Raw genomic sequence first — 19,664 nt, forward strand, 5'->3', positions numbered from 1 at the left:
TAACAATTAGCCTGTAGCTTGGCACATTGCAGCTACTGATTAGAGGCGAATTGTTGTTTTTTTAGGTGATGCTTAACTGCCTTTATCAGACTTCTTGTTTGTAGATTGCTTCCAGCTCTTGCGGTTGATAATGATTATCAATTATACTTCCGATAGGAAGGAGGCGAGTAAAGATTTTAAATGCTGATGATAATTTGATGCTCTGGGATTATGCACATATCCGGCTGATTGATATTCGCCATATGTTGTTTAAGGCAGGAGACAAGCTGACCTCCTATAGGTTCCCGGCTGCAGGTTTTTTATATATGGTTCGCGGCAACGCGGTTTTTCGGCTCAATGGAAATAAACATGCTGCAGAACGTTTTCATATCCTACACAGCGGAAAGGGAGGGCAACTGGATATTGATTGGGTCAGGGAGGAAATGGAGTTTTATTTTATTTTCTATAAAGCCTCGCTTTCGCTAACGTCCGGATCAGGTGTACGTAGACTTTTTGAAAGAAACAGTCCTTTTCAAAAACAATATGAATTTGCTCCGAATGCTCCAGTGGCTTTGTTGTCTCAAGTAAAGGAGATGCACCGGAAATGGCTGGACTCAAGTTCACTTGAACGGATTCAGATCAAAGCAATGCTTTATCAATTTGTCTACGAAGTTGAGCGGCAGAGACAGGCATATGGAGTCTATCCCGTCAAGCCGGATCTGGTGGAGCAAGCAGTTCGATACATACGAGAATATTACAGTCAGCCTATTACCTTATCCTCTATTGCAGAGCAGCTTAATTATAGTGTGGCCTATGTGGCGAAGCAGTTCAAAAGCAAGACGGGTACCAGTCTGATTGATTTTCTTATTCGGACGCGAATAGATAAGGCGCAGGAACTGCTGCTAAATACCGATGCATCATTGCAGGAGGTTGCCGCCGGAGTGGGGTACACGGACCTGTCCTATTTCATCCGTATTTTCAAGAAAACAACCGGTGTGACTCCGGGTAATTTTAAGTCATTGGCCCTAGGCTCTGCCAAAGGATCAGATCGTCCTAAAATCAGGCTAAGATTGTCTAATGCAGGATGGGCTGAGCCAAGTTATATTGTTAATGATCATGATAATCATTATCAATATAGAAGAAAAGGGGATTTACCGATGGTTAGAAATACAAAAATGTCAATGGGAGCAGCGATGCTGTTATGTCTGGTTTTAATGCTTAGTGCTTGTTCTTCAGGGAACAGTCCTGTTAATTCTGTGAATGCTGGCCCTAGTCCAGTATCCTCTGTGCAAACAGAGACAAGTCCACCAGACTCAGCCACCAATTCAAAATCTACAAGAGTATATAAAGACAGTCAGGGGCATGAGGTTGATATTCCAGAGCGTCCACAGCGGATTGTGCTGCAAGGTAATTCGATCGGAGACCTGCTAGCACTCGGGATTCAGCCGGTCGGTGTCGACCGCCGGTTTATTGAAGAATCAGTCTATTTGGATAAGGAGACAACCCCGGCACAGGATATTGGATTTCCTACAAATCTGGAACTTGTTTTGGATCTGGAACCGGATTTGACAATGCTGGGTTATGTGATGGACAAACAATATGAAGAAGTGTCCAAAATATCACCTACTGTTGTATTTGACCAGAGTAAACCCTTGTCTGAGCGTCTGCCTGTCATTGGTGAGATAGTGGGTAAAAAGGCTGAAGCAGAGCAACTGTTGTCCGAATATAATCGCAAGGCCGAGAATATGTGGAGCGGATTGCGTCAGGAAGGCAAACTTGCCGAAGGAGAAACAGCGGTAGTGCTGATTTATTATTGGAACAAGACAATGTATTTGATGAAAACTGGTGGTATTCCTGCACTGCTGTATCAGCCGCAGGGCTACAAAATGTCCGAGGCAGTGAAGGAAATCGAGCCGGCAGAAGGTGCACCCTATATTGAGGTCTCCCCTGAGCTAATGCATAAGATGCTTATTGGTGACCATTTGTTTGTCATCTATCCGGCCAATGCTGATGCGGAAAATTCCTTTAATGAGTTAATGAAAACTGCGTTGTGGAGCTCGCTCCCTGCTGTAAAGAGCGGAAAAGTTACTTTTGTGGAGACCAAATGGAATTATGACGATATGTTGACCAGCAGCATGCTGCTGGATGAGTTCCCTAAACTGCTGGCTAAATAAATGAGATCTCAGGTTAATCCGCAACAAAGAAGCAGAGGAGGAACTCGCTGCTTCTTTATTTTGTTTATTAAGTAAAGAGTGCTGAATATAGAATAGTAATCGGTCATTGTTTTTTGTTGATTAGCTAGACTCCAAGAGTAGCATCGATTAATCTGAAGAAGTGGAATGCGGGTTATGATTGAATCGTCGACATAGATAAACGGAGGCTGACTATGACTTACTCACAGATCTGGAACAACTCAGGAAATGAAGCCGATATTCTTTATTTGGAGCAGCAGATTAAGGCCGTTAAAAAAGAAATAAAACGAGCAGAAGCTGCAGAGCTTCAAGAAATATTGGATCAAGCGAATCGTAAGCTGGCTGAATTGGAAGCGAAGCTGGACGAGCTTGAGGATTAGGAGCTCACCGCCCTTTTGTACCGTTTGAACTTTATGTTTCTGAATTTGCACCGGTGTCTATATAGTTTTATAATTGTAGTTTACTTAATCGTATTACTGGGAGGAATGGGGAAATGGATAAAAATAGAAAATATATGCTTGTCGGTGCGCTTCTGACAGGGGTAGGTGTCTCTTTGATGGCCTATACAGCAAGCCGCTATACTTCGTTTAAACGAATCGTAGCCAATACCATCCGTTTGGAAGAAATCGCCTCTCTAGAAATCTCGCGATTGTCTTCAGTTCCCGGTGAAAAGAAAGACATCATTATTACTGATCCTGCTGTTATTGAGCGGATTTTTGCTGATTTCTCTCATGTTCAATTAATGAAATCGGCCCGAAATGTCAGTTCTGACAAAAACTTTAGTTATTATATTACGATAGTTCAGGCTGACTGCAAGCAACGATTTGATATTATTTTAAAAAGCAGACAGCATATGATCATTTATGATAATGATTTAAGCAATCCTCACTTGAATGCCTATAAAATTATCAGCCCTTATTATCCGCAAGCACTGGAACAGGTTTTTGACTGATTATATAGAGGTGCGCAATGAAGTAATATCATAGCCCATTTCCTGCATAGCATCCAATCCATTTATGATCTCTATTGTTCGGGTGCCGTCCCAGCCTTTAGCCGTTCCATATTCGATCCATTCGCGGATACGCTGTGGATGATTTAGATTATAGACATCTTCAAAACCCTTTTTATGGTTTTGCAGCAGATAGCCTGTATTTAGCGGACAACCGGCAATAGGATCATCCCATGTTAGGAGTTGGATGCGGAGGGGATGGAGCTTTACATTTTTATGATAAATCTTTAATTCAAGCAGACTCCGTTCGTCATGGATTCTCATGCCCAATATATAGCTGTATTCCAGTTCCCTGAGCGTGATAGAACGCAGCTTTTTTTTCATGAAAATCGCCTCTCATCCTAATAATTTTGTTATCATAGCAAGCATAGGGATATTTTTCAAGCAATCAACAGGAAGGATGTTTATATGAAGTATGAATTTGGGGTCATGGCATCCATTACAGAATTGGTGGAGTACCCGGATGAGCAGAGTGATACCTATATTCCGCACCCGAATTTTCAGATCATCATGGATCAATTGGGTATTACAGTACCCGTTGCTGAGATTTATGAACATTTTTTTGCCAACCCTGTTCACACCGGACATGTGCTCGTTTACAGCAATCCAGAGCAACCAAACGCTTGTATTGTCCTCGACACTTACCGTGATCCGCTGGACCAGCTAGACATGATTTATTTCGGATGGCGCTGTTCGTCCGAGAAAGACAATATCCGTGAGCTGTCCCGGCGTTTTTATGATGAATGTGAATTTGCGGTCCGTTATGAAGAAGGTCAATCCGTGCTTTACAAGGTGTTGAAGGAGGATACCTATCCGCGAAAATTTTACTATAATACCGTGTTTGAGCAGCAGTTGAAACGATACCCGGCAAAATAGGCGCTAGAAATACATAACCGAATCACTTAGCACAAAAACGCGAGTTCAGGGCAATGCCGCCCAGACTCGCGTTTTCTATATACCTGTTTTTGAAATGCTCTGCATCATTCAGGCAATTACTGTGCCGTCAGCAGCTGCTCCAAAATTTCGGCGCGAATCTTCAGCAGGCTCAGCTCTTTCAGCGAACGGCTGCGCTGTGGAGTATCAATTTCAATAATTTTTACAATCCTGCCCGGATGTCGGGACAAGATCATAATTTCATCCCCCAACAGCAGGGCTTCATCAATATCATGTGTCACAAAAACGATGGCACATTTCTTGCGCTCCCACAATGCGATTAATTTCTGAACTAAATCAAACCGCAGATGATAGTCCAGGGAGTGAAAAGGCTCGTCCATCAGCAGCATATTTCCGCCGTGATAAAAAGCGCGGGCAATGGAGCAGCGCTGCCGCATGCCTCCTGACAGCTGATGAGGATAATGATTCTTGTAGGCAGCAAGCCCGACCTCTTCCAAAAATGCTTCGATTTCCGACGCAGAGGTCGGAGAAGCCTCCTTAACAAAGCTGATGTTCTCACCAACTGTAGACCACGGCAGCAAACAATTCTCTTGAAAGACATAGGACAGCTTCAGCTCTGGATGCACAGTGACCCTGCCAGAATCGGCGTTTTCGGACTGTGACAGGATATTCAGCAACGTTGTCTTTCCCGCACCTGAAGGGCCTAGAATGCAAATGATTTTCGGCATCTGGATTTCAAAACTGATTTTTTCCAGGACAGGAACTCCCGAATAGTGCTTGGAAACTTCTTGTAGTGTAATAAGCATAAGCCCCACCCTTATTTATTCAAATGCGTCGGCAGGCTTACCCTGCTGCGGAACAGAAATGTAATGCAAGATTTGATCACATTCCAGAAAATAGCCATAAACAATGCCAGGGCAAACACGCGATCGGTCTCCAGATTTGTTCTGGCATCGGACAGCAGGCTGCCGATCCCGTCAACGGAGGTCAACAGCTCCGCCATTACGGCCAGCTTCCAGCCCAGTCCCGCTGAGGTGATCATGCCTGATTTCAGATAACTTTTGAGCGAAGGCAATATGATATGCCGGAGAATCTTATTGCCGGGCACATGATAGACCTTGGCCATCCGCATCAATTTGCCATCGATCGCCGCAAATCCCTCGTACAGATTGACCACCAAAACCGGTGTAGTGGACAACACGATAATAAAAATTGCAGGCAGATCCGTAAGCCCAAACCAAATGATCGCGATGCCCAGCCAGGCAATCGGCGGCACGGATTGTATTATATCGATGACTGGTTCCAGATAAGGCTTCCAACGCGGATAAAGTCCAAGCAGCAGCCCCAGACAGCCGCCCAGCAGCAGAACGCAGACCATGCCGATCAGCAGCTTTAGCAGCGTGCGATAAACTGCATAATAAAACTCCGGATCACCGAAATAGCTCAGGACCGTGCGCATCGTCTCCAGCGGGCCAGGCAGGACAAAAGGATCCATCTGCATAGCTACAAGCTGCCACAGCAAGGCAATGCCCAACAGGGATATGGCTTTTTTACTTAGGCTGATAATAGAACTGTTCATCGGGAAGCTTGCCTCCAATGCTGTCCTTGCTGTAATTCATCAGCGTCTGGTAATACGTTGACAGAACCTCTTTGCTCTCGGAAGCGGAGGCGAAATCCAGCGCCATATGCGGAATCGCTTTCTCAACCACACCGGCATCCAGCTTGAAATACTTGTTGGCCAACTGAGCCGCCTCTTTGGGGTTGTCCAGCGTCCATTGCAGCGCTTTTTGATATGCTTCCTGGAAGCGGGCGACCAGTTCCGGCTGGCTGGCAATTACTGACTGCTTGGTTGCGAGTCCGGCGTTGGGCAGATCGGTGTTTAATTTGGTAACCTGCTGCCATTCCTTTTTGTAATCCACGATCGAGCGCACCTGATCATTTTTCATTTGTATCGCGGTAATTTGCGGCTGAATGCTCACAATTGTGGAGGCCTTGCCGGATAACAGCAGCTGAGCTCCTTCAGCCAGCTGGGTGTAATGCAATGTGATGTCTTTCCCTGGCTCCAGTCCGTTATGCTTCAAAAAGGTCTGCGTAATATAATCGACAGGCGAGGATTTCATAGGCACATACAGCGTTTTTCCTTTAAGATCCGCCCAGCTCTGGATGGACGGATCTGTTGTAATCATGCTCATCACTGACCAGGTATTCACATTCATCAAGGAAAGATCCATTCCCTTGTTATACATCACGACGGCATTGTTCAGCGGCAGAGCTAAGAAGCTTACTTGATTGTCCTTAGCCAGCGCGGTCAGCGTGTCGATGGACTCCCAGGTTTTGAACTCGATGTTGACCGATTCTCCCAACGCCTTGGATTCAATTAGCCTCAGAATAGGCAGAGAAGGCGGAGAAGGAGGGCCGCCGACCGTGATATTCAGTGTTTCTGCCGGGCCAGCGGAGGGAGCGGCGGATTTGGACGAATTTTCATTTTTTTGTTGCGAACAGGCACTTAACATAAAAGATAAACTTAACAGTAAACTGAGGCACAAGGCATAAACAGATTTAGCTTTCATCGTGAGTTCCTTTCAAGCGGTTATTTTGACAGCTAGATGGTAATGTTGATGAATTATATTGATAACCATTCTCAATTACAGTGAAAATAAAAACCTATCATAAGACATGATAGGCCTGCGCCCAACTATTTTTTGCTGCTGCAAACGGCAATATAATTCAGATCTTTACCCGTCATATTAAAAAAGGTATACATCTTTTTGAACTGTTCCCGGTTCTCTTTCTTGAGCCCGTTTTTCACAATACGCAGCGCCCCGATAACCCCTTCATCGCGAATGAGTCCATTGATACTCATTAAGGACATGGGACCGGTAGCATTGTCTACTTGCTTAAAGCCTGCGGAGTGGAACAATCCCGCCCAATGCCCAACAGACAGCGGCTCGACATTGATGTGAATGGTGCGGCGAAGCTCGGCTAGATGTTCTTCCATATTTTCCTTGGCAAAGGTAATATCTTGTGTTAGCAGAATGCCGCCAGGCTTCAGTACCCGATAGTATTCGGCGACTGCCTTTTCCTTCGCAGGCTGGTTAAGCATCGTGAGCATGGCTTCATTAATGACAACGTCAAAGCTCTCATTCTCAAAAGGGAGCTTCATCGCATTGCCTTGCCGGACATGGATATAGTTTTCCAGATTGGCATTTTTAATATTTCGGTTTGCTTTTTCCAGCGCCCGCGGGTCCATATCAATGCCGGTAATTTGACAGTGGTATTTCCCGGCCAGTTGAATGGAGGTGGTGCACATATTGCAGGCTACCTCCAAAACCTGGCTGTCCGTACTCAGATTGGCTTGCTGGATTAGCCAGTTGGTTGCTGCAACGCCGCCGGGCCGCAAACGTTTTTTTCCCAGCCGCGCCAAAAAATTATGGCCTACTTCCTTTTTCATCGCATTCACCCCATTACTTATCCGGCTTGACTACAACCAGAAGCATCTGAAACGCTTCTGTTGCGTATAGGGCATGCGGAATATTGGCCGGCATAACTAGGGTCTCCCCCGCATGAACTGTGTAGTTATCTTCTCCAATTGTAATTTCCGCTTGCCCGGACAAAATGTTGACCATGGCATCGCCCGGGGAAGAATGGCCCCCAATCGACGAGCCTTTATCCAGCGAAAGTAAGGTCATTGCCAGATTTGGCCGCTGTACAAGGGTCAGACTGGAAACCTGCTGTTCCTCTATTGTGATGATGTCTTTCAAATCTATGACTGCGGATTGCGGCAGTTTTTTAATAAATAAACCTGTTTCCATTTTGAATACCTCCGTTTTATATACTGATTTGCAAAAATTTGCAGCTGCTGTGGGCGGAATAATCATGCCAAGTGCCCGCTGGGACGATAACGGATGCACCGGCTGTCAATTGATAGGGCTCTTCCGCCACCAGCAGATGAAGCTCGCCTTCCAGCACATGGATGATTTTAGATTTGGGGGAGGTCTCCGAACTGATAGTCTCCTCCTGATCCATGGCATACAATACCCATTCCGGTTGTGCCGCTGTTTCGGCTGCAGCTATGGGTAATGACAGCGTTCGGCTCGCAATCCGGTGCGGCTTGACGCTGATCATATCTGTTAAGAAAAATACCTTGCCTGCTGTAATTCCACTCATACGATCCCCCTATTCAAAGTACAGTGTTTTGATTATTTCCAAATTGCTTGATTGAATGATTCCTGCAATTTGATATAATGAGAATGACTAATGAGAATTATTCTCATTTATTTTATTGTAGCAGAGTATTCATCATGACTCTGTTGCCATGGCAACAGGAGGCTGAGAAAATTGCAGAAATATCTGAGCAGGATACAGAGCACCACTTTGTTTAAGGGATTCGCGGACCGGGAGGTGCAGCAAGCACTGAGCTGTCTGCAGGGCATAATCAAGGATTTTGCGCGGAAGGAGGTTGTTTTTAGAAAAGACGATATTCTGGATTCGGTGGGCATTATTATCCATGGAAATGTTTTGTTATGCAAAGATAATATCTCAGGCATGAGATTTATTTACTCGGAACTCGGGGATGGAGAAATCTTTGGCGAAACGGCGCTTCGCCTTGTCCAAGAGCACAGCGGCTATGAAGCGGTGGCGGGATCGGAATGCCGGATTCTGTTTATCAAAATAAATAAAATCGTCCGGCCCGGCCAGGACACTTGCCATTTAAGGGGACGGATCATTGAGAATATGTTGGCCCTGCTGCTTGAGAACAACCGGTCTATCTATCAAAAGCTGGATCTGGTCTCCCACAAATCGCTGCGGGACCGTATCCTGCATTATTTGGCCCTCCAGACCAAAAAAAACAATTCCGCCTGTTTTGAAATTCCGTTTACCCGCAGCGACCTGGCTGATTATTTGACTGTTGACCGCAGCGCCTTGTCCAGAGAGCTGCAGCGAATGGCACAGGACGGGCTGATCCGGTTTAATCGAAATCAATTCGAGCTGTTGGACGCGGAGAATCAGCTGCGGATCAGCGATTTTTAGAATAATTTCTCCAAACATTGAAAAGGAGTAAACAGAGGGAATAATCAGCTAGAAAGCGCATTGGGAAAGGATTTGACCGAACTAAACAGCATAAAAGACGTAGTTAAAGTTAGCTAACTGTTGACTTGAGTTTTGATTTGTTGATTTTAGCTATCTATCGGAGTTACTCATAAATACAAGAGCCCGCGTCGGACGCGGGCTCTTGTATTTTACTCTCCTCCAGTAGCCACCGGATTCTCCTCATATGAAATCCAATCACTCCAGCTTCCTGCATACAGCTTCACATTCTTGTACCCGGCTTTGCCTAGTGCGAGCACATTTGGGCAGGCACTTACGCCTGAACCGCAGTACACGATAATTTCTTGCTCAGGATTAATTCCTTCATAATGCTCTTTCAGCACCTCAGTTGATTTCCAGCGCCCTTGCTCATCCAGTACATCCTTCCAGAACTTATTGATCGCTCCGGGAATATGACCTGCCTTCGGATCAATGGGTTCTTCAAGTCCTTCATAGCGGCGGGACTCGCGGGAATCCATCAAAAGTGCGCCACCGTCGTTAACTACATTTTGCACATCTTCCATGCTAACAAGCATCTTCTTCTGAACATCTGCTTCATACTGGCTAGGAATCCTAACCGCTTGATGATCACTGACGGGAAACTTACCATTTTTCCAAGCAGAGTAGCCTTCATCCATTACATACACACGTTCATGCCCTAAATAACTGAGCATCCACCATAAACGGGAAGCGTAAGCTCCACCTTGATCATCATAAGCAACGACAATGCTATCTCTGTTAATGCCAACCTTGCTAAGAACGGTGGTTAGCTTCGAGATCTCAGGCAGTGGGTGGCGTCCACCGTGTGCGCTTACTGGAGCGGAGAGCTGTTCTTCCAGATGTAGATAAACTGCTCCGGGAATATGATCTTCTGTATAGGCTTTACGTCCAGCTTCCGGGTCAGTAAGTAAAAAACGGCAATCAACTATAACAAGTTCAGGCTCGTATAACCGAGCAAGCAGCCATCGAGTAGAAACGATCGGTTCCATAAAGTAGCCTTCTTTCCTGTTTAATATGTATGGAGTCATTATAGCGGAAAATAAAAGAGGGCGCACCTTAAGCTTATGGCTTAAACTGCGTCCTCATTGAATTAGATCAAACGATATCCTGATGGCAAGCTGCCGGTACGTTGAATGGTGCGAACCTGCGCCGGGGTCAGCCGTTGATTGCTTGAAATGAGCGATTCGACATCTCCTCTTCGCAGAAAGTCGTCCAGTTCGCGGATGCTGCGGTTGCCACGCAAAATGACGAAATTATCGCGGAAGGCAGAACGATCGAATAACACAAGCGTAGCGTTCGGATTTGTGGAGAAGAAGCGCAAGCTTTCTATTCCTGTAAGGACTGAATCTATATCTGCAATGCCCAGGTTGCCGCGAAGAGTTCTGCGAAGCCCCCGAAAGTTCTCCTCACTAAACACTCTTAGCCTAGGATATATTACAGATGTTACTTTTTTTGTAATCATGGTTAATCCCTCCAAGTTCGATTGACGAACTGTCGTTTTCGACAACTCGCCGCCAGATTTACCATAAATGAATGCGGTATTTTCGACTGGAAAAAGGAGTGACCTGGGCGTTAGGCTCCGGATTACTCCTTTTTGTTGTAAGCAGTTGTTAGATCAAACGATATCCCGAAGGCAAGTTACCGCTGCTGCGGATATTACGGATTTGTTCGAGGGTTAGGCGTTGGTTAGTAGAAATAATGGATTCCACGTCATTGCCTGAAATGAAATCATCCAGATCCCTAATGTTGCGGTTCCCGCGAAGAACACGGAAATTTCCTCTAAACCTTGTTCTTGTAAAAAGTACCAGTGTAGCATTGCTGCTAGTAGAGAAGAACCGAAGGCTCTCAATACCATCGAGGATGTTGTCCGTATTACGAATACCCAGGTTGCCAGTATATACTCTACGGCGTCCATTGAAGTTTTCTTCATCGTACACGGTCAAGCGAGGGAAAGTCTGAGAAATGTGAACTTCTTTTTTCATTTGTAATTCCTCCTTTGTTATCTAATCTATGTTCATATAAATTTTTGGCTTGGCTGATAGTCTAATAGAAAGCCCTTATTTGCATGAATTTATTATTTTGGGCTTTACTCCAACAATATATTAGTGTACTATTTAACTATGACACTGACACAATATACAGAATGATGAAAACATTAGTTGGCAGGGAGGATTCGCATGAAACAGGGGAGTGGTGTAGAAATGCAAGATTCAATCGTTCTGCAAATGAATGAGGTAAGTAAGATCATCAAAGGAAGACCGATTGTGGATAAGCTGACATTTGATATCCGTAAGGGTGAAATTGTTGGATTGTTAGGTCCAAACGGTGCAGGAAAGACCACAACGATTCGAATGATGACGGGTCTAATACGGATGAGCGAAGGCGATGTGATTATCCAAGGCCACAGTGTGAAAAAGGATTTTAAGCAGGCGATTGGCCATATCGGTGCGATAATTGAAAATCCAGAGTTTTATCCCTATATGACTGGACTTGATAATCTGAAGCAGTACCAAAGAATGACGGATAACATTGAGGCTGGCAGAATAGATGAGGTTGTTGAACTGGTAGGACTTCAAGAAGCGATGAATAAAAAAGTAAAGGCTTATTCGCTGGGGATGCGCCAACGTCTTGGGATTGCTCAGGCGCTTCTCAATCGGCCGAAGTTATTGATTTTAGATGAGCCTACGAACGGACTTGATCCGGCCGGAATACGGGAAATGCGTGATTATATGCGTACCATCGCCGAAGTGGAAGGCATTTCTATTCTGATTTCCAGCCATTTACTTACTGAAATTGAACAAATATGCCATCGGGCTATTGTGATCCAGAATGGTAAGCTGGTGACCGTAACTACGATTGGTGAGGAGCAGGAAGCAACCGCACAAGTGAAGCTCACCATCCGTGTAGGATCAATCGAATCCGCTATAAATATCTTGGAGCGCTTGGATTATGCAGAATTGATCTCTATGGATAGCGCGCGATCTGAAGTGACAGTAAGTCTGCTTGATAGCAGAGTACCGGAGCTTGTATCTACTTTTAGTGATGAAGGTGTGGGGATTTTTCGGATTACGGAGAATAAACAAAGTCTTGAGGAAGATTTCTTGAAATGGACAGGAGGAAACCGCATTGCGTAACTTTAATAATCTGATTGTGAATGAATGGCTCAAGCTCTCAAAAAAACGCACATTTTTTATGCCATATCTGATATTAATTCTATTATCCCTGCTGTTAGGTTATATAGTTCATTCTGTCTCACCTGGCCTGTTTGAATCAGCTTATGATTTTTCAGCAATGATGCTGCTTTCCCAAGGGATTGGGCAAGTGATTACAATTCTTGCGATTATCGGAACAGCAGGTATTGTCTCAAAAGAGTATAGTCAAGGAACCATCAAGTTCCTGCTTATCCGCGCCAGAAGCCGTACAGCAATCCTCGCATCCAAATATGTGGTTGTACTGTTGTATGCTTTGACTTTGACTGTCATCGGAGGTATAGCCGTTTTTGGAACAGGAGCTTTGTGGTTTGGACTAAGTGGTGGAGAAGCGGGTATGAGTGAGATGCTTACAAACCTATTGTATAATCTCGTTAGTACGGTTGTGTATGGAACACTTGCTTTTATGCTGGGGATATTGACCACTTCAACGGGAGTAACGATAGGGGCTACTATGTTTGCGTTAATGATAGACAAATTGATTATTTCTCGTGATTTTTACAAATATGTTCTGTTTCCAAACTTAAATTTATCTGCTTATGAAGGTGGAGGAGCACCTATGCCTGGAATGACACTGACCTTTTCTATCGTGATGCTTGTCTTATACACAGCTGTCTTTCTTCTCGTAGGTTTCTCCGTCTTTAGACGAAGGGATGTTGCTTAATCATGACAATCGAATTCGATAACAACCTGCCGATTTATATACAGATCATGAATTACATCAAAGGTGAAATCGTCACAGGCAAGCTGAAACCGGGAGATAAAATACTCTCAGTACGAGAACTTGCCAGTGAACTGCAGATTAATCCGAATACGGTGCAAAGAACTTTTCAGGAACTGGAGCGTGAAGAAATCGTGGAAACCCGGCGTGGAATGGGAAGATACGTCACAAGTAATGAAGGTACTATCCTGACCATCAAAAAAGAAATGGCCAAAGATGTGCTAGATCGGTTCATTCGTGGTATGCAGGATCTTGGCTTTCAAGGCGAAGATATTTTAGAGGCGGTTGCGGAGAATATCCGTAACAAGGATAAAGAATAGGGGGATAAACAAGTTGGGAAATATACTTGAGGTTCATGAAGTTACAAAAAAATATAGATCCAAGCATGCCCTCCACAAAGTATCATTTAATTTGAGTGCGGGTAAGATCACAGGACTGCTGGGCAGTAACGGCAGCGGCAAAAGTACACTTATGAAAATCATCGCTGGACTGACACAACCTACCTCTGGTCGTGTATCCGTCATTGGGGGTTCTGTAGGAACAGAAAGTAAAGCGGTGGTGTCGTTTATGCCTGATAAGCCGCTTACAGAATCCTGGATGAGTGTTTCTGATGCTCTGAAATTCCAAACTGACTTCTATCCGGATTTTGATCAGTCTAAAGCCTCGCGAATGTTGGAGTTTATGAAACTAAGAGCGCAAGATAAGGTAAAGGACCTGTCCAAAGGGATGAACGAACGTTTACAGCTTACACTTGCCCTATCACGCCGAGCTAGCCTTTATTTGCTGGATGAACCCATTGGTGGTGTGGATCCGGTAGCTAGAACAAAAATTCTTAACGCGTTAGTAGAGTTTTATGAAGAGGACAGTACCATTCTCTTATCAACCCATTTAGTATCGGATATTGAGCGGATCTTTGATGATGTGATTTTTATAAAAGAAGGAGAAATTCTGATGCATACTGCGGTAGAGGATATTCGGCTACGCCATGGCAAAAGTATTGACGAACTGTTCAGAGAGGTGTACGCAGAATGCTAAAGCTAGTGAAGTATGATTTTAGACGGGATAGGGATAAGTTTCTTGCAGTTTTTGTAATCATAATTCTGGCGCAGATTGGGTTAGGATTTACCAAACTGCATGACTATGAACGGTTTACTTTGAACGGAATAGCTTATGTTATTGCAGGACTGATCTTTCTTGTCATGGCAGCAAAAACCTTTTTTAACAATATAAATTCCTATAATCGTCGCCTAGTGCCCGTAAGAACCCTGAACACAGTCCTTTCTCCGTTAGTGCTCTATTTAGCCCTAATGCTGGGTATTATTTTAATAGCTTTGATCCATTTTGGCGTGTATCTTTCAATGTATCCCTCCTCATTTCTTCCGGAGAATTTCTGGACAGTGGGATTGTTAGTTCTCTTGCAGGCGTATTGGTTTGCCGGTTATATCATGCTTACCTTGATGGTCTCCATTACGGTTGCACGAAGTGTGAAATTTAAGGGGCGAGTATGGATTGGGCTGGCCACTGCGTATTTGTTACAGAATGGAATATTCTATTTGGAGTATTTTATTTTCAAAAGTAACTTCACTGCTTGGGAAAGTGTATTCCAGTTCGAGGTCATAGATGAGATGGATACCGCAAATGGGATACAGCTTATACAGGGTCATTTGAATCTAGCTCCTCTTCTGTTTGAAGCGGTGATAGCAGTTCTTCTTATAGCGGTCATCATCAAGCTCGTTAATAAAAGAGTGGATATCTAGCCACAACTTGGCGGAATAGTTTTTAGAACGGAGACAGGGCGATTTAGCTTTGTCTTCGTTTTTGTGCAAAAAAAAGACGTCCTTCTAAGTGAAGGGCATCTGTTAGGGTAAGTTCTATAGACCTTCAACCCGAAGGGTGGCGGTCCATGTTTCAAGCTCTCTTATTAGGCGTTCTTCCTCATTTTCGTCCAAGCGGAATTTAACTCCATATTGATATTGGCCAAGCCCAAACATCCAACCCCACCGGACGCTGCATAAGAGCTGAAGCTTCTCTTCATTTAATTGAAGATGAATAATAAGCCTAGTATCTCTTGCAGTGAATCGAAGATTCAAAGGAGTACGTACCTTACAACCCGAACGGCTAAGATCGAGTAATACAGCCTCTGTTAACTTTCCAGCACCTGGACCGGAATTGTTAAGCGGAACTTCAATCCAGCATTCAAGCGGATGGTTCATAACATAACGGAATGGTTCTTTCCTGCTGGACACATCCATAATTTTCCTCCCCATTGTTTATTTGCTATTATATCGAAAGGGAATGTTGAGAACAATCTACTAAAGTGCTATTTTTAATTAAGAATTAATTTTTTTAATACTAACGAAGGTGATGAGATTTATATGTGAGCATTTTGCATAATTCAATTTTCGATTCTAAGGTCGTAGTCTAACCACTTCCAAAGCCCCGTTTTGTGATTTCGGTTATAAATGGTCAGACGGGCAGAATTTCGGAGAATCATAAATTTTAAGCGGCGTTTTGGACTCGTTGCTTCGCAATGGCAAGTGCAGCAGCAAGTAACACAATCGCATTTAAATATTGGTGGGTTGTTACCTTTTGAATCCCCCAGACATGGAGCTGGTCTGCGGTTAAATAGGTCTTCATTCGAGAATTACAGCGTTCTACACTGGTCCGTTTATTGTAAAGCTCCTTCCAGCCTCGGCTTTCTCGATGCGGTAGAGCGTAACGTCTAAGATCCGTTTGGCTGTCAACTTTGACCACCATTCCATAATTAGAGGACGAACAAGCGGCCATGCCTAAAGGACAATTCACATGTCCTGTCGCATGTGGACAACGGAATTTCAAAGATGTCTTCTCTTGCCCCCAATACGTCATGGGAAAGCCCATCGAACAACAGGGCGTACCTTTGCGCGTAATTCCTGCTGGCGGTTCCTTTTCATTCCGTGGATTCAGCGGAATAATGGCTTGTGCCTTGACGTTCCGGGCTCCCTCGTAGTTTTTCATTTGGTCGTAGCCCGCATCCATCATGAAGAATTTCACTTTGGATTTTGCAGCAGCCAGCGTCGTGAGTGCAGGCCCTTCGTCTCCGTCGTTCACATGGGCAGGGGTTACCTTCAGTGCCATCGGAAGTTCACTTTTGGCATCGACGGCCAGATGCAGCTTATAGCCAAACCACTTGATTTTATTGCCGAAGGTGTCAAACTTTGCACCCCAGTTGGCATTGCCAGTGAGCTCGCTTTTTCGCTTGGGTTCTTTTTTCTCGTAAGCGTGAATGGATGCGCTGTCGATGGCGACATGAGTGCCGTCGATGATTCCAGCTTCTTGGCACTGAGTCACAAGATCCTCAAACAACTGCTGGGCAAGGCTTTTCTGAGTCAACTCGGTAAAAACCCGGCTTAGAGTGGAAATCGAAGGGGCAGGGATGTCTAGCCGAAGTCCACATTGGTAACGGAAACGAAGGTCAAACTCCAGTCTGCGTGCGAGGCCAGTGAACGTATCGATGTTCTCCAAGGGAGCCGCGAGTAAGGCACGAAGAATGCCTTGCCGACAGTGCCCCTCCGCTCCTCGGGGTGAAGGTTTTCTCAATTCTCTCGCATAAGGACGCAGGTCGAGAGCGCTGAAAAAGATGGGAAGACGTTCTTTGGAATCCATTTTTTGAAGCTCTTCAAAGGAAAATAGACTTTCTTGGAGAATATACAAAGGGGGCTTCCTCCTCTTGAGTGTTTTGGTTTCGTCACCAAAAAACTTCTCCAAGTTGGGGTGAAGTCCTTTTTTATATCCAAAATTCCTTTGTGTAGCAAGGACTTAGATTAATGCAAAATGCTCATGTACCAATACCTTAATGAAACGTTCCGTAATCACAATTTTGATCAAGGAAGCTTGCAGGATGGTGAGTTAAATAACTGCACATTCGAGCAATGCTCCTTCAAAGGCACTTCTATGGAAGAGATGAACTCTATTGGCTGCCGATTTATTGATTGTGATTTTACTGGAGCCATGCTTAATGCGTCTCACCATACAGGTTCAGCGTTTACCAATTGTAAATTTACGGGAGCGAACCTGTTTGTATCTAAATTTGAAGATTGCAAGATGGTAGGATCGGATTTCTCAAATGCATATTTGGACGGGATCTCCCTACTCGGAGGGGACTGGTCGTACACGAACCTAAGACATACTAATCTAAGCAGACAGGATCTGCGAGGGATTCGATTTACAGAAGCGGATTTAATGGGCTGTAATTTGCAAAAAAGTGACTTGCGCGGAGCGGATTTGAGCCGTGTACAATTGTCTCAATGCAAACTTAAGGGAGCGGATATGCGGGAAGCGATTGTTGAAGGAATTGATTTAAAGAGTCTGGATCTGCAGGGAGTGCGGATGGATATTGAACAGGCGGTACTCTTGGCACGTTCATTTGGGGCAAAAGTAGGGAATTAGTAAACGGACGCATCAGTTGCTAGCGTGGATCATAAAGACCTCCGCTAGCAAATCAATGCTTGAAGCGGAGGGGGGGCAGTGCAGATTATTATGAGTATTCTAACTGCTGAACCTATGTATTATGGCATATGTAATAGTATGCGTTAACGTAACCGTTTTCTGGGTTTTGCCCACCTTTTAATCCATAAGAATCCATCATCATCACGAAAAAACTTTATACCTACCCAGCGTAAGGGTGTCCATACTTCTTTAAAATAATATGAAGGCATAGTCTGTTAGACCCTCCTATATAGTAAATTATTACTATATATTACGCTAATTCTACGGGATTCACAAGCTAGATTTACTAATAATTACATATTGTCCGGGTGAAAGGAGTTGAGGATGCATTATGCAGGACCTAAGGCACCGCTTGAGCTACCGAGAAGTGCACCCCTCCATTTTACATAGACGCTCCACGTCATAGTGGATAGCAGTGGTCGATGTCATGAAAGACAAAGGAGTAGTAGTTCTCTAATATTAGGAGAACTACTACTCCTTTTTTTTGGATCGTTGTTTGGCTGTTTTTACACCGCCGAGTCATATTCAGTCCACTGAAGCTTAAGGACCCGGATGACGTTATTAGCATGTTTTTAACCTTTTGAGCGTGCTTTCGGACCTCAGAGACATTATTCTATATGAAGAGCCTGTTATTGAGTGTTTTTGGTGCCAATTGCGGCTGTGGTGTCCGTTAATATCCAAAAAGTGAGCTAACGCTGCGTATAAGGTCAGCTGAGTCCGATAGATGATTCGTAAGCGAATGAGATGTAATTAGGAAGTTAGATGTTCAGATCATTGAGGCTACTCCAGCAGTCATTTCATGGGTAATGGGATGGCTTTTTTTTGTTGCCGAGTTGGATTCGAATCTAGTAAAAACACAATGTTAGAAGGGGATAAGCACAGTCATTTTATGATGCCTCGCATTTAATAAACGGAGAGGATGTGATGAGATGACAGAAGGCGAGTTTATAGCGAAGATTGCGAATTTTGCTGTAAAGGACATGCAGCTCACTAAGGTTCCTGCTTCGTTAACCATTGCTCAAGCGGCTCTGGAGTCAGGCTGGGGCAGCAGTGGATTGACTGTGAAAGCGAATAATTTGTTTGGGATCAAAGGAAGTGGACCTGCTGGCAGCATTACTGTACAGACTACCGAATATATTAACGGTAAAGCTGTTAAAGTGAATTCCCCTTTTCGAGCCTATAACAACTGGGGAGAATCTATCGCGGATCATTCCGACTTGATTGTGAATGGAGTCTCATGGAATCGCAACCTTTACAGCAAGGTTCTCGGTGCGAGTGGCAAGGTGGCCGCACAAGAGATTGCCGCAGCTGGTTACGCTACTGATCCGAACTATGCAGCTAAGCTGATTCAAATTATGAATACCTATAATCTGTATCAATATGACGACAAATCCATGGGAGGAGATGATGAGATGTCAGCAGAGGATAAGCAAAAGCTTGTTAGTCTAGAATCGGAAGTAAAGGAACTGCGTGCTCTTATAGCAGCTCTTACAGATAGCAGGGATACGCTGAAAACAGGTGTGCAAGAACAGGGGCAGTCGATTAATAAGCTTACGGATCGGGTGACATTCATTGGAAATCGGGCAGTCATGAATGTCCCTGCATGGGCTGAGGCGGCTGTGAAAGCAGCGACTGCGGCAGGACTTCTCGATACTCCATCGGGTGGCAGTTACGATTTCTATCGCATATTAACGGTGCTGAACCGTGCAGGTTTACTTGTAACAGGAAGTAAAAAATGAAATAAGGAGGATTAAAAAACATGTATAACGATGCTCTCAACAGTGTGCTTGCCTTTGCTTCAGTCCTAGCTGTTTTTGTAATGGCACTTGTACAACTTGTGAAGAATAGCATTGAACTTCCGCGGAACATTGTGCCAGTAGTGGGGTTGGCTATTGGCTTGCTGGTTGGAGCAGTTGCCTACCCGTTCACTGATATGAATCTGATTCTGAGACTCTGGGCGGGGGGGCTTGCGGGACTATCAGCGACCGGTTTGTTTGAACTAGCTTTTAATAAAAGGGAGGGGACGAAAAAAGATGATAAATAGATCTTGCCTATGAGTTTTATAAAACAATCGTTTTACACTG

25 protein-coding genes are annotated in these 19,664 nt (G+C 44.4%); 13 read left to right on the forward strand and 12 right to left on the reverse strand.

Annotated features, from left to right (window positions below; translation table 11 throughout):
• The first annotated feature begins 197 nt into the window (after positions 1–197).
• The 3 genes from NST58_RS14400 (at position 198) to NST58_RS14410 (ending at position 3,123) form a co-directional block, all read left to right on the forward strand.
• Positions 198–2,153 (forward strand): AraC family transcriptional regulator, encoded by a 1,956-nt coding sequence (locus NST58_RS14400; RefSeq protein ID WP_339248481.1) that lies wholly within the window; start codon positions 198–200, stop codon positions 2,151–2,153.
• Positions 2,154–2,365: 212 nt separating this feature from the next.
• Entirely contained in the window at positions 2,366–2,551 is a 186-nt protein-coding gene (locus NST58_RS14405; protein ID WP_076126066.1) for a hypothetical protein, read from the forward strand.
• Positions 2,552–2,664: 113 nt separating this feature from the next.
• Positions 2,665–3,123: a hypothetical protein gene (locus NST58_RS14410; RefSeq protein ID WP_076126068.1), complete on the forward strand. Its 459-nt coding sequence runs from the start codon at positions 2,665–2,667 to the stop codon at positions 3,121–3,123.
• On the opposite strand, the gene NST58_RS14415 is transcribed toward NST58_RS14410, so the two are convergent.
• A complete protein-coding gene (locus NST58_RS14415) occupies positions 3,124–3,504 on the reverse strand; it encodes a hypothetical protein (protein ID WP_076126069.1) in 381 nt (126 codons plus the stop codon).
• A gap of 84 nt (positions 3,505–3,588) precedes the next feature.
• On the opposite strand from NST58_RS14415, the gene NST58_RS14420 reads away from it, so the two are divergent.
• The gene (locus tag NST58_RS14420; RefSeq protein WP_076126071.1) at positions 3,589–4,056 is read left to right on the forward strand and encodes a hypothetical protein; all 468 of its coding nucleotides are present in this window, start codon (positions 3,589–3,591) and stop codon (positions 4,054–4,056) included.
• A gap of 116 nt (positions 4,057–4,172) precedes the next feature.
• Here the strand turns inward: NST58_RS14420 and NST58_RS14425 are convergent, their stop codons facing one another.
• The 6 genes from NST58_RS14425 to NST58_RS14450 all read right to left on the reverse strand — a co-directional run bounded on the left by NST58_RS14425 (position 4,173) and on the right by NST58_RS14450 (position 8,241).
• Positions 4,173–4,880 carry an ABC transporter ATP-binding protein gene (locus NST58_RS14425; protein ID WP_248548146.1) on the reverse strand — a complete coding sequence of 236 codons (708 nt, stop codon included), beginning with the start codon at positions 4,878–4,880 and terminating at the stop codon, positions 4,173–4,175.
• A gap of 11 nt (positions 4,881–4,891) precedes the next feature.
• The gene (locus NST58_RS14430) at positions 4,892–5,653 is read right to left on the reverse strand and encodes an ABC transporter permease subunit (RefSeq protein WP_248548147.1); all 762 of its coding nucleotides are present in this window, start codon (positions 5,651–5,653) and stop codon (positions 4,892–4,894) included.
• The gene (locus tag NST58_RS14435) at positions 5,625–6,644 is read right to left on the reverse strand and encodes an MqnA/MqnD/SBP family protein (protein WP_248548148.1); all 1,020 of its coding nucleotides are present in this window, start codon (positions 6,642–6,644) and stop codon (positions 5,625–5,627) included. Before NST58_RS14435 ends, NST58_RS14430 begins: the two co-directional genes overlap by 29 nt.
• A gap of 125 nt (positions 6,645–6,769) precedes the next feature.
• Entirely contained in the window at positions 6,770–7,525 is a 756-nt protein-coding gene (locus tag NST58_RS14440; protein WP_248548149.1) for a class I SAM-dependent methyltransferase, read from the reverse strand.
• A 13-nt stretch (positions 7,526–7,538) separates the two neighbouring features.
• Complete coding sequence (locus NST58_RS14445; RefSeq protein ID WP_076275796.1) at positions 7,539–7,886, reverse strand: cupin domain-containing protein; 348 nt, start codon at positions 7,884–7,886, stop codon at positions 7,539–7,541.
• Positions 7,887–7,902: 16 nt separating this feature from the next.
• Positions 7,903–8,241, reverse strand: coding sequence for a cupin domain-containing protein (locus NST58_RS14450; protein WP_339248487.1), 339 nt, complete (start codon positions 8,239–8,241; stop codon positions 7,903–7,905).
• Between the two features lie 171 nt (positions 8,242–8,412).
• Between NST58_RS14450 and NST58_RS14455 the strand changes: the two genes are divergently transcribed.
• Positions 8,413–9,105 carry a Crp/Fnr family transcriptional regulator gene (locus NST58_RS14455; RefSeq protein ID WP_339248490.1) on the forward strand — a complete coding sequence of 231 codons (693 nt, stop codon included), beginning with the start codon at positions 8,413–8,415 and terminating at the stop codon, positions 9,103–9,105.
• A gap of 209 nt (positions 9,106–9,314) precedes the next feature.
• Here NST58_RS14455 and NST58_RS14460 read toward each other — a convergent pair whose 3' ends face one another.
• The 3 genes from NST58_RS14460 to NST58_RS14470 form a co-directional block, all read right to left on the reverse strand.
• Entirely contained in the window at positions 9,315–10,151 is an 837-nt protein-coding gene (locus tag NST58_RS14460) for a sulfurtransferase (RefSeq protein ID WP_339248493.1), read from the reverse strand.
• Between the two features lie 101 nt (positions 10,152–10,252).
• Positions 10,253–10,624, reverse strand: a complete 372-nt coding sequence (locus NST58_RS14465) for a hypothetical protein (RefSeq protein WP_076126088.1) — start codon at positions 10,622–10,624, stop codon at positions 10,253–10,255.
• Between the two features lie 148 nt (positions 10,625–10,772).
• Positions 10,773–11,144 (reverse strand): hypothetical protein, encoded by a 372-nt coding sequence (locus NST58_RS14470; protein WP_076126089.1) that lies wholly within the window; start codon positions 11,142–11,144, stop codon positions 10,773–10,775.
• A gap of 195 nt (positions 11,145–11,339) precedes the next feature.
• Here NST58_RS14470 and NST58_RS14475 point away from each other — a divergent pair, with 195 nt between their 5' ends.
• The 5 genes from NST58_RS14475 to NST58_RS14495 are packed head-to-tail and all read left to right on the forward strand — an operon-like array spanning position 11,340 to position 14,849.
• On the forward strand, positions 11,340–12,296 hold the full coding sequence (locus NST58_RS14475) for an ABC transporter ATP-binding protein (protein ID WP_081383247.1): 957 nt from the start codon (positions 11,340–11,342) through the stop codon (positions 12,294–12,296).
• Complete coding sequence (locus tag NST58_RS14480; RefSeq protein WP_076126091.1) at positions 12,289–13,035, forward strand: ABC transporter permease; 747 nt, start codon at positions 12,289–12,291, stop codon at positions 13,033–13,035. Before NST58_RS14475 ends, NST58_RS14480 begins: the two co-directional genes overlap by 8 nt.
• Positions 13,036–13,037: 2 nt before the next feature.
• Positions 13,038–13,412 (forward strand): GntR family transcriptional regulator, encoded by a 375-nt coding sequence (locus tag NST58_RS14485; RefSeq protein WP_076217773.1) that lies wholly within the window; start codon positions 13,038–13,040, stop codon positions 13,410–13,412.
• Between the two features lie 13 nt (positions 13,413–13,425).
• Positions 13,426–14,127: an ABC transporter ATP-binding protein gene (locus tag NST58_RS14490; RefSeq protein WP_076217772.1), complete on the forward strand. Its 702-nt coding sequence runs from the start codon at positions 13,426–13,428 to the stop codon at positions 14,125–14,127.
• Positions 14,121–14,849 carry a hypothetical protein gene (locus tag NST58_RS14495; protein ID WP_076217771.1) on the forward strand — a complete coding sequence of 243 codons (729 nt, stop codon included), beginning with the start codon at positions 14,121–14,123 and terminating at the stop codon, positions 14,847–14,849. Before NST58_RS14490 ends, NST58_RS14495 begins: the two co-directional genes overlap by 7 nt.
• 114 nt (positions 14,850–14,963) lie before the next feature.
• Here NST58_RS14495 and NST58_RS14500 read toward each other — a convergent pair whose 3' ends face one another.
• Both NST58_RS14500 and NST58_RS14505 read right to left on the reverse strand, forming a co-directional pair.
• The gene (locus tag NST58_RS14500) at positions 14,964–15,344 is read right to left on the reverse strand and encodes a PilZ domain-containing protein (RefSeq protein WP_076126099.1); all 381 of its coding nucleotides are present in this window, start codon (positions 15,342–15,344) and stop codon (positions 14,964–14,966) included.
• A gap of 247 nt (positions 15,345–15,591) precedes the next feature.
• Positions 15,592–16,785: a transposase gene (locus NST58_RS14505; protein WP_339244447.1), complete on the reverse strand. Its 1,194-nt coding sequence runs from the start codon at positions 16,783–16,785 to the stop codon at positions 15,592–15,594.
• Between the two features lie 126 nt (positions 16,786–16,911).
• On the opposite strand from NST58_RS14505, the gene NST58_RS14510 reads away from it, so the two are divergent.
• From NST58_RS14510 to NST58_RS14520, 3 genes are all read left to right on the forward strand, one after another.
• The gene (locus NST58_RS14510; protein WP_339248769.1) at positions 16,912–17,520 is read left to right on the forward strand and encodes a pentapeptide repeat-containing protein; all 609 of its coding nucleotides are present in this window, start codon (positions 16,912–16,914) and stop codon (positions 17,518–17,520) included.
• A 989-nt stretch (positions 17,521–18,509) separates the two neighbouring features.
• The gene (locus NST58_RS14515; protein ID WP_339248498.1) at positions 18,510–19,319 is read left to right on the forward strand and encodes a glycoside hydrolase family 73 protein; all 810 of its coding nucleotides are present in this window, start codon (positions 18,510–18,512) and stop codon (positions 19,317–19,319) included.
• Between the two features lie 20 nt (positions 19,320–19,339).
• Positions 19,340–19,624, forward strand: a complete 285-nt coding sequence (locus NST58_RS14520; RefSeq protein WP_076126104.1) for a holin — start codon at positions 19,340–19,342, stop codon at positions 19,622–19,624.
• Positions 19,625–19,664: the final 40 nt, after the last annotated feature.

The sequence above is a fragment of the Paenibacillus sp. FSL R10-2796 genome, from assembly GCF_037965315.1.
In the GTDB taxonomy this organism is placed as follows: domain Bacteria; phylum Bacillota; class Bacilli; order Paenibacillales; family Paenibacillaceae; genus Paenibacillus_AQ; species Paenibacillus_AQ odorifer.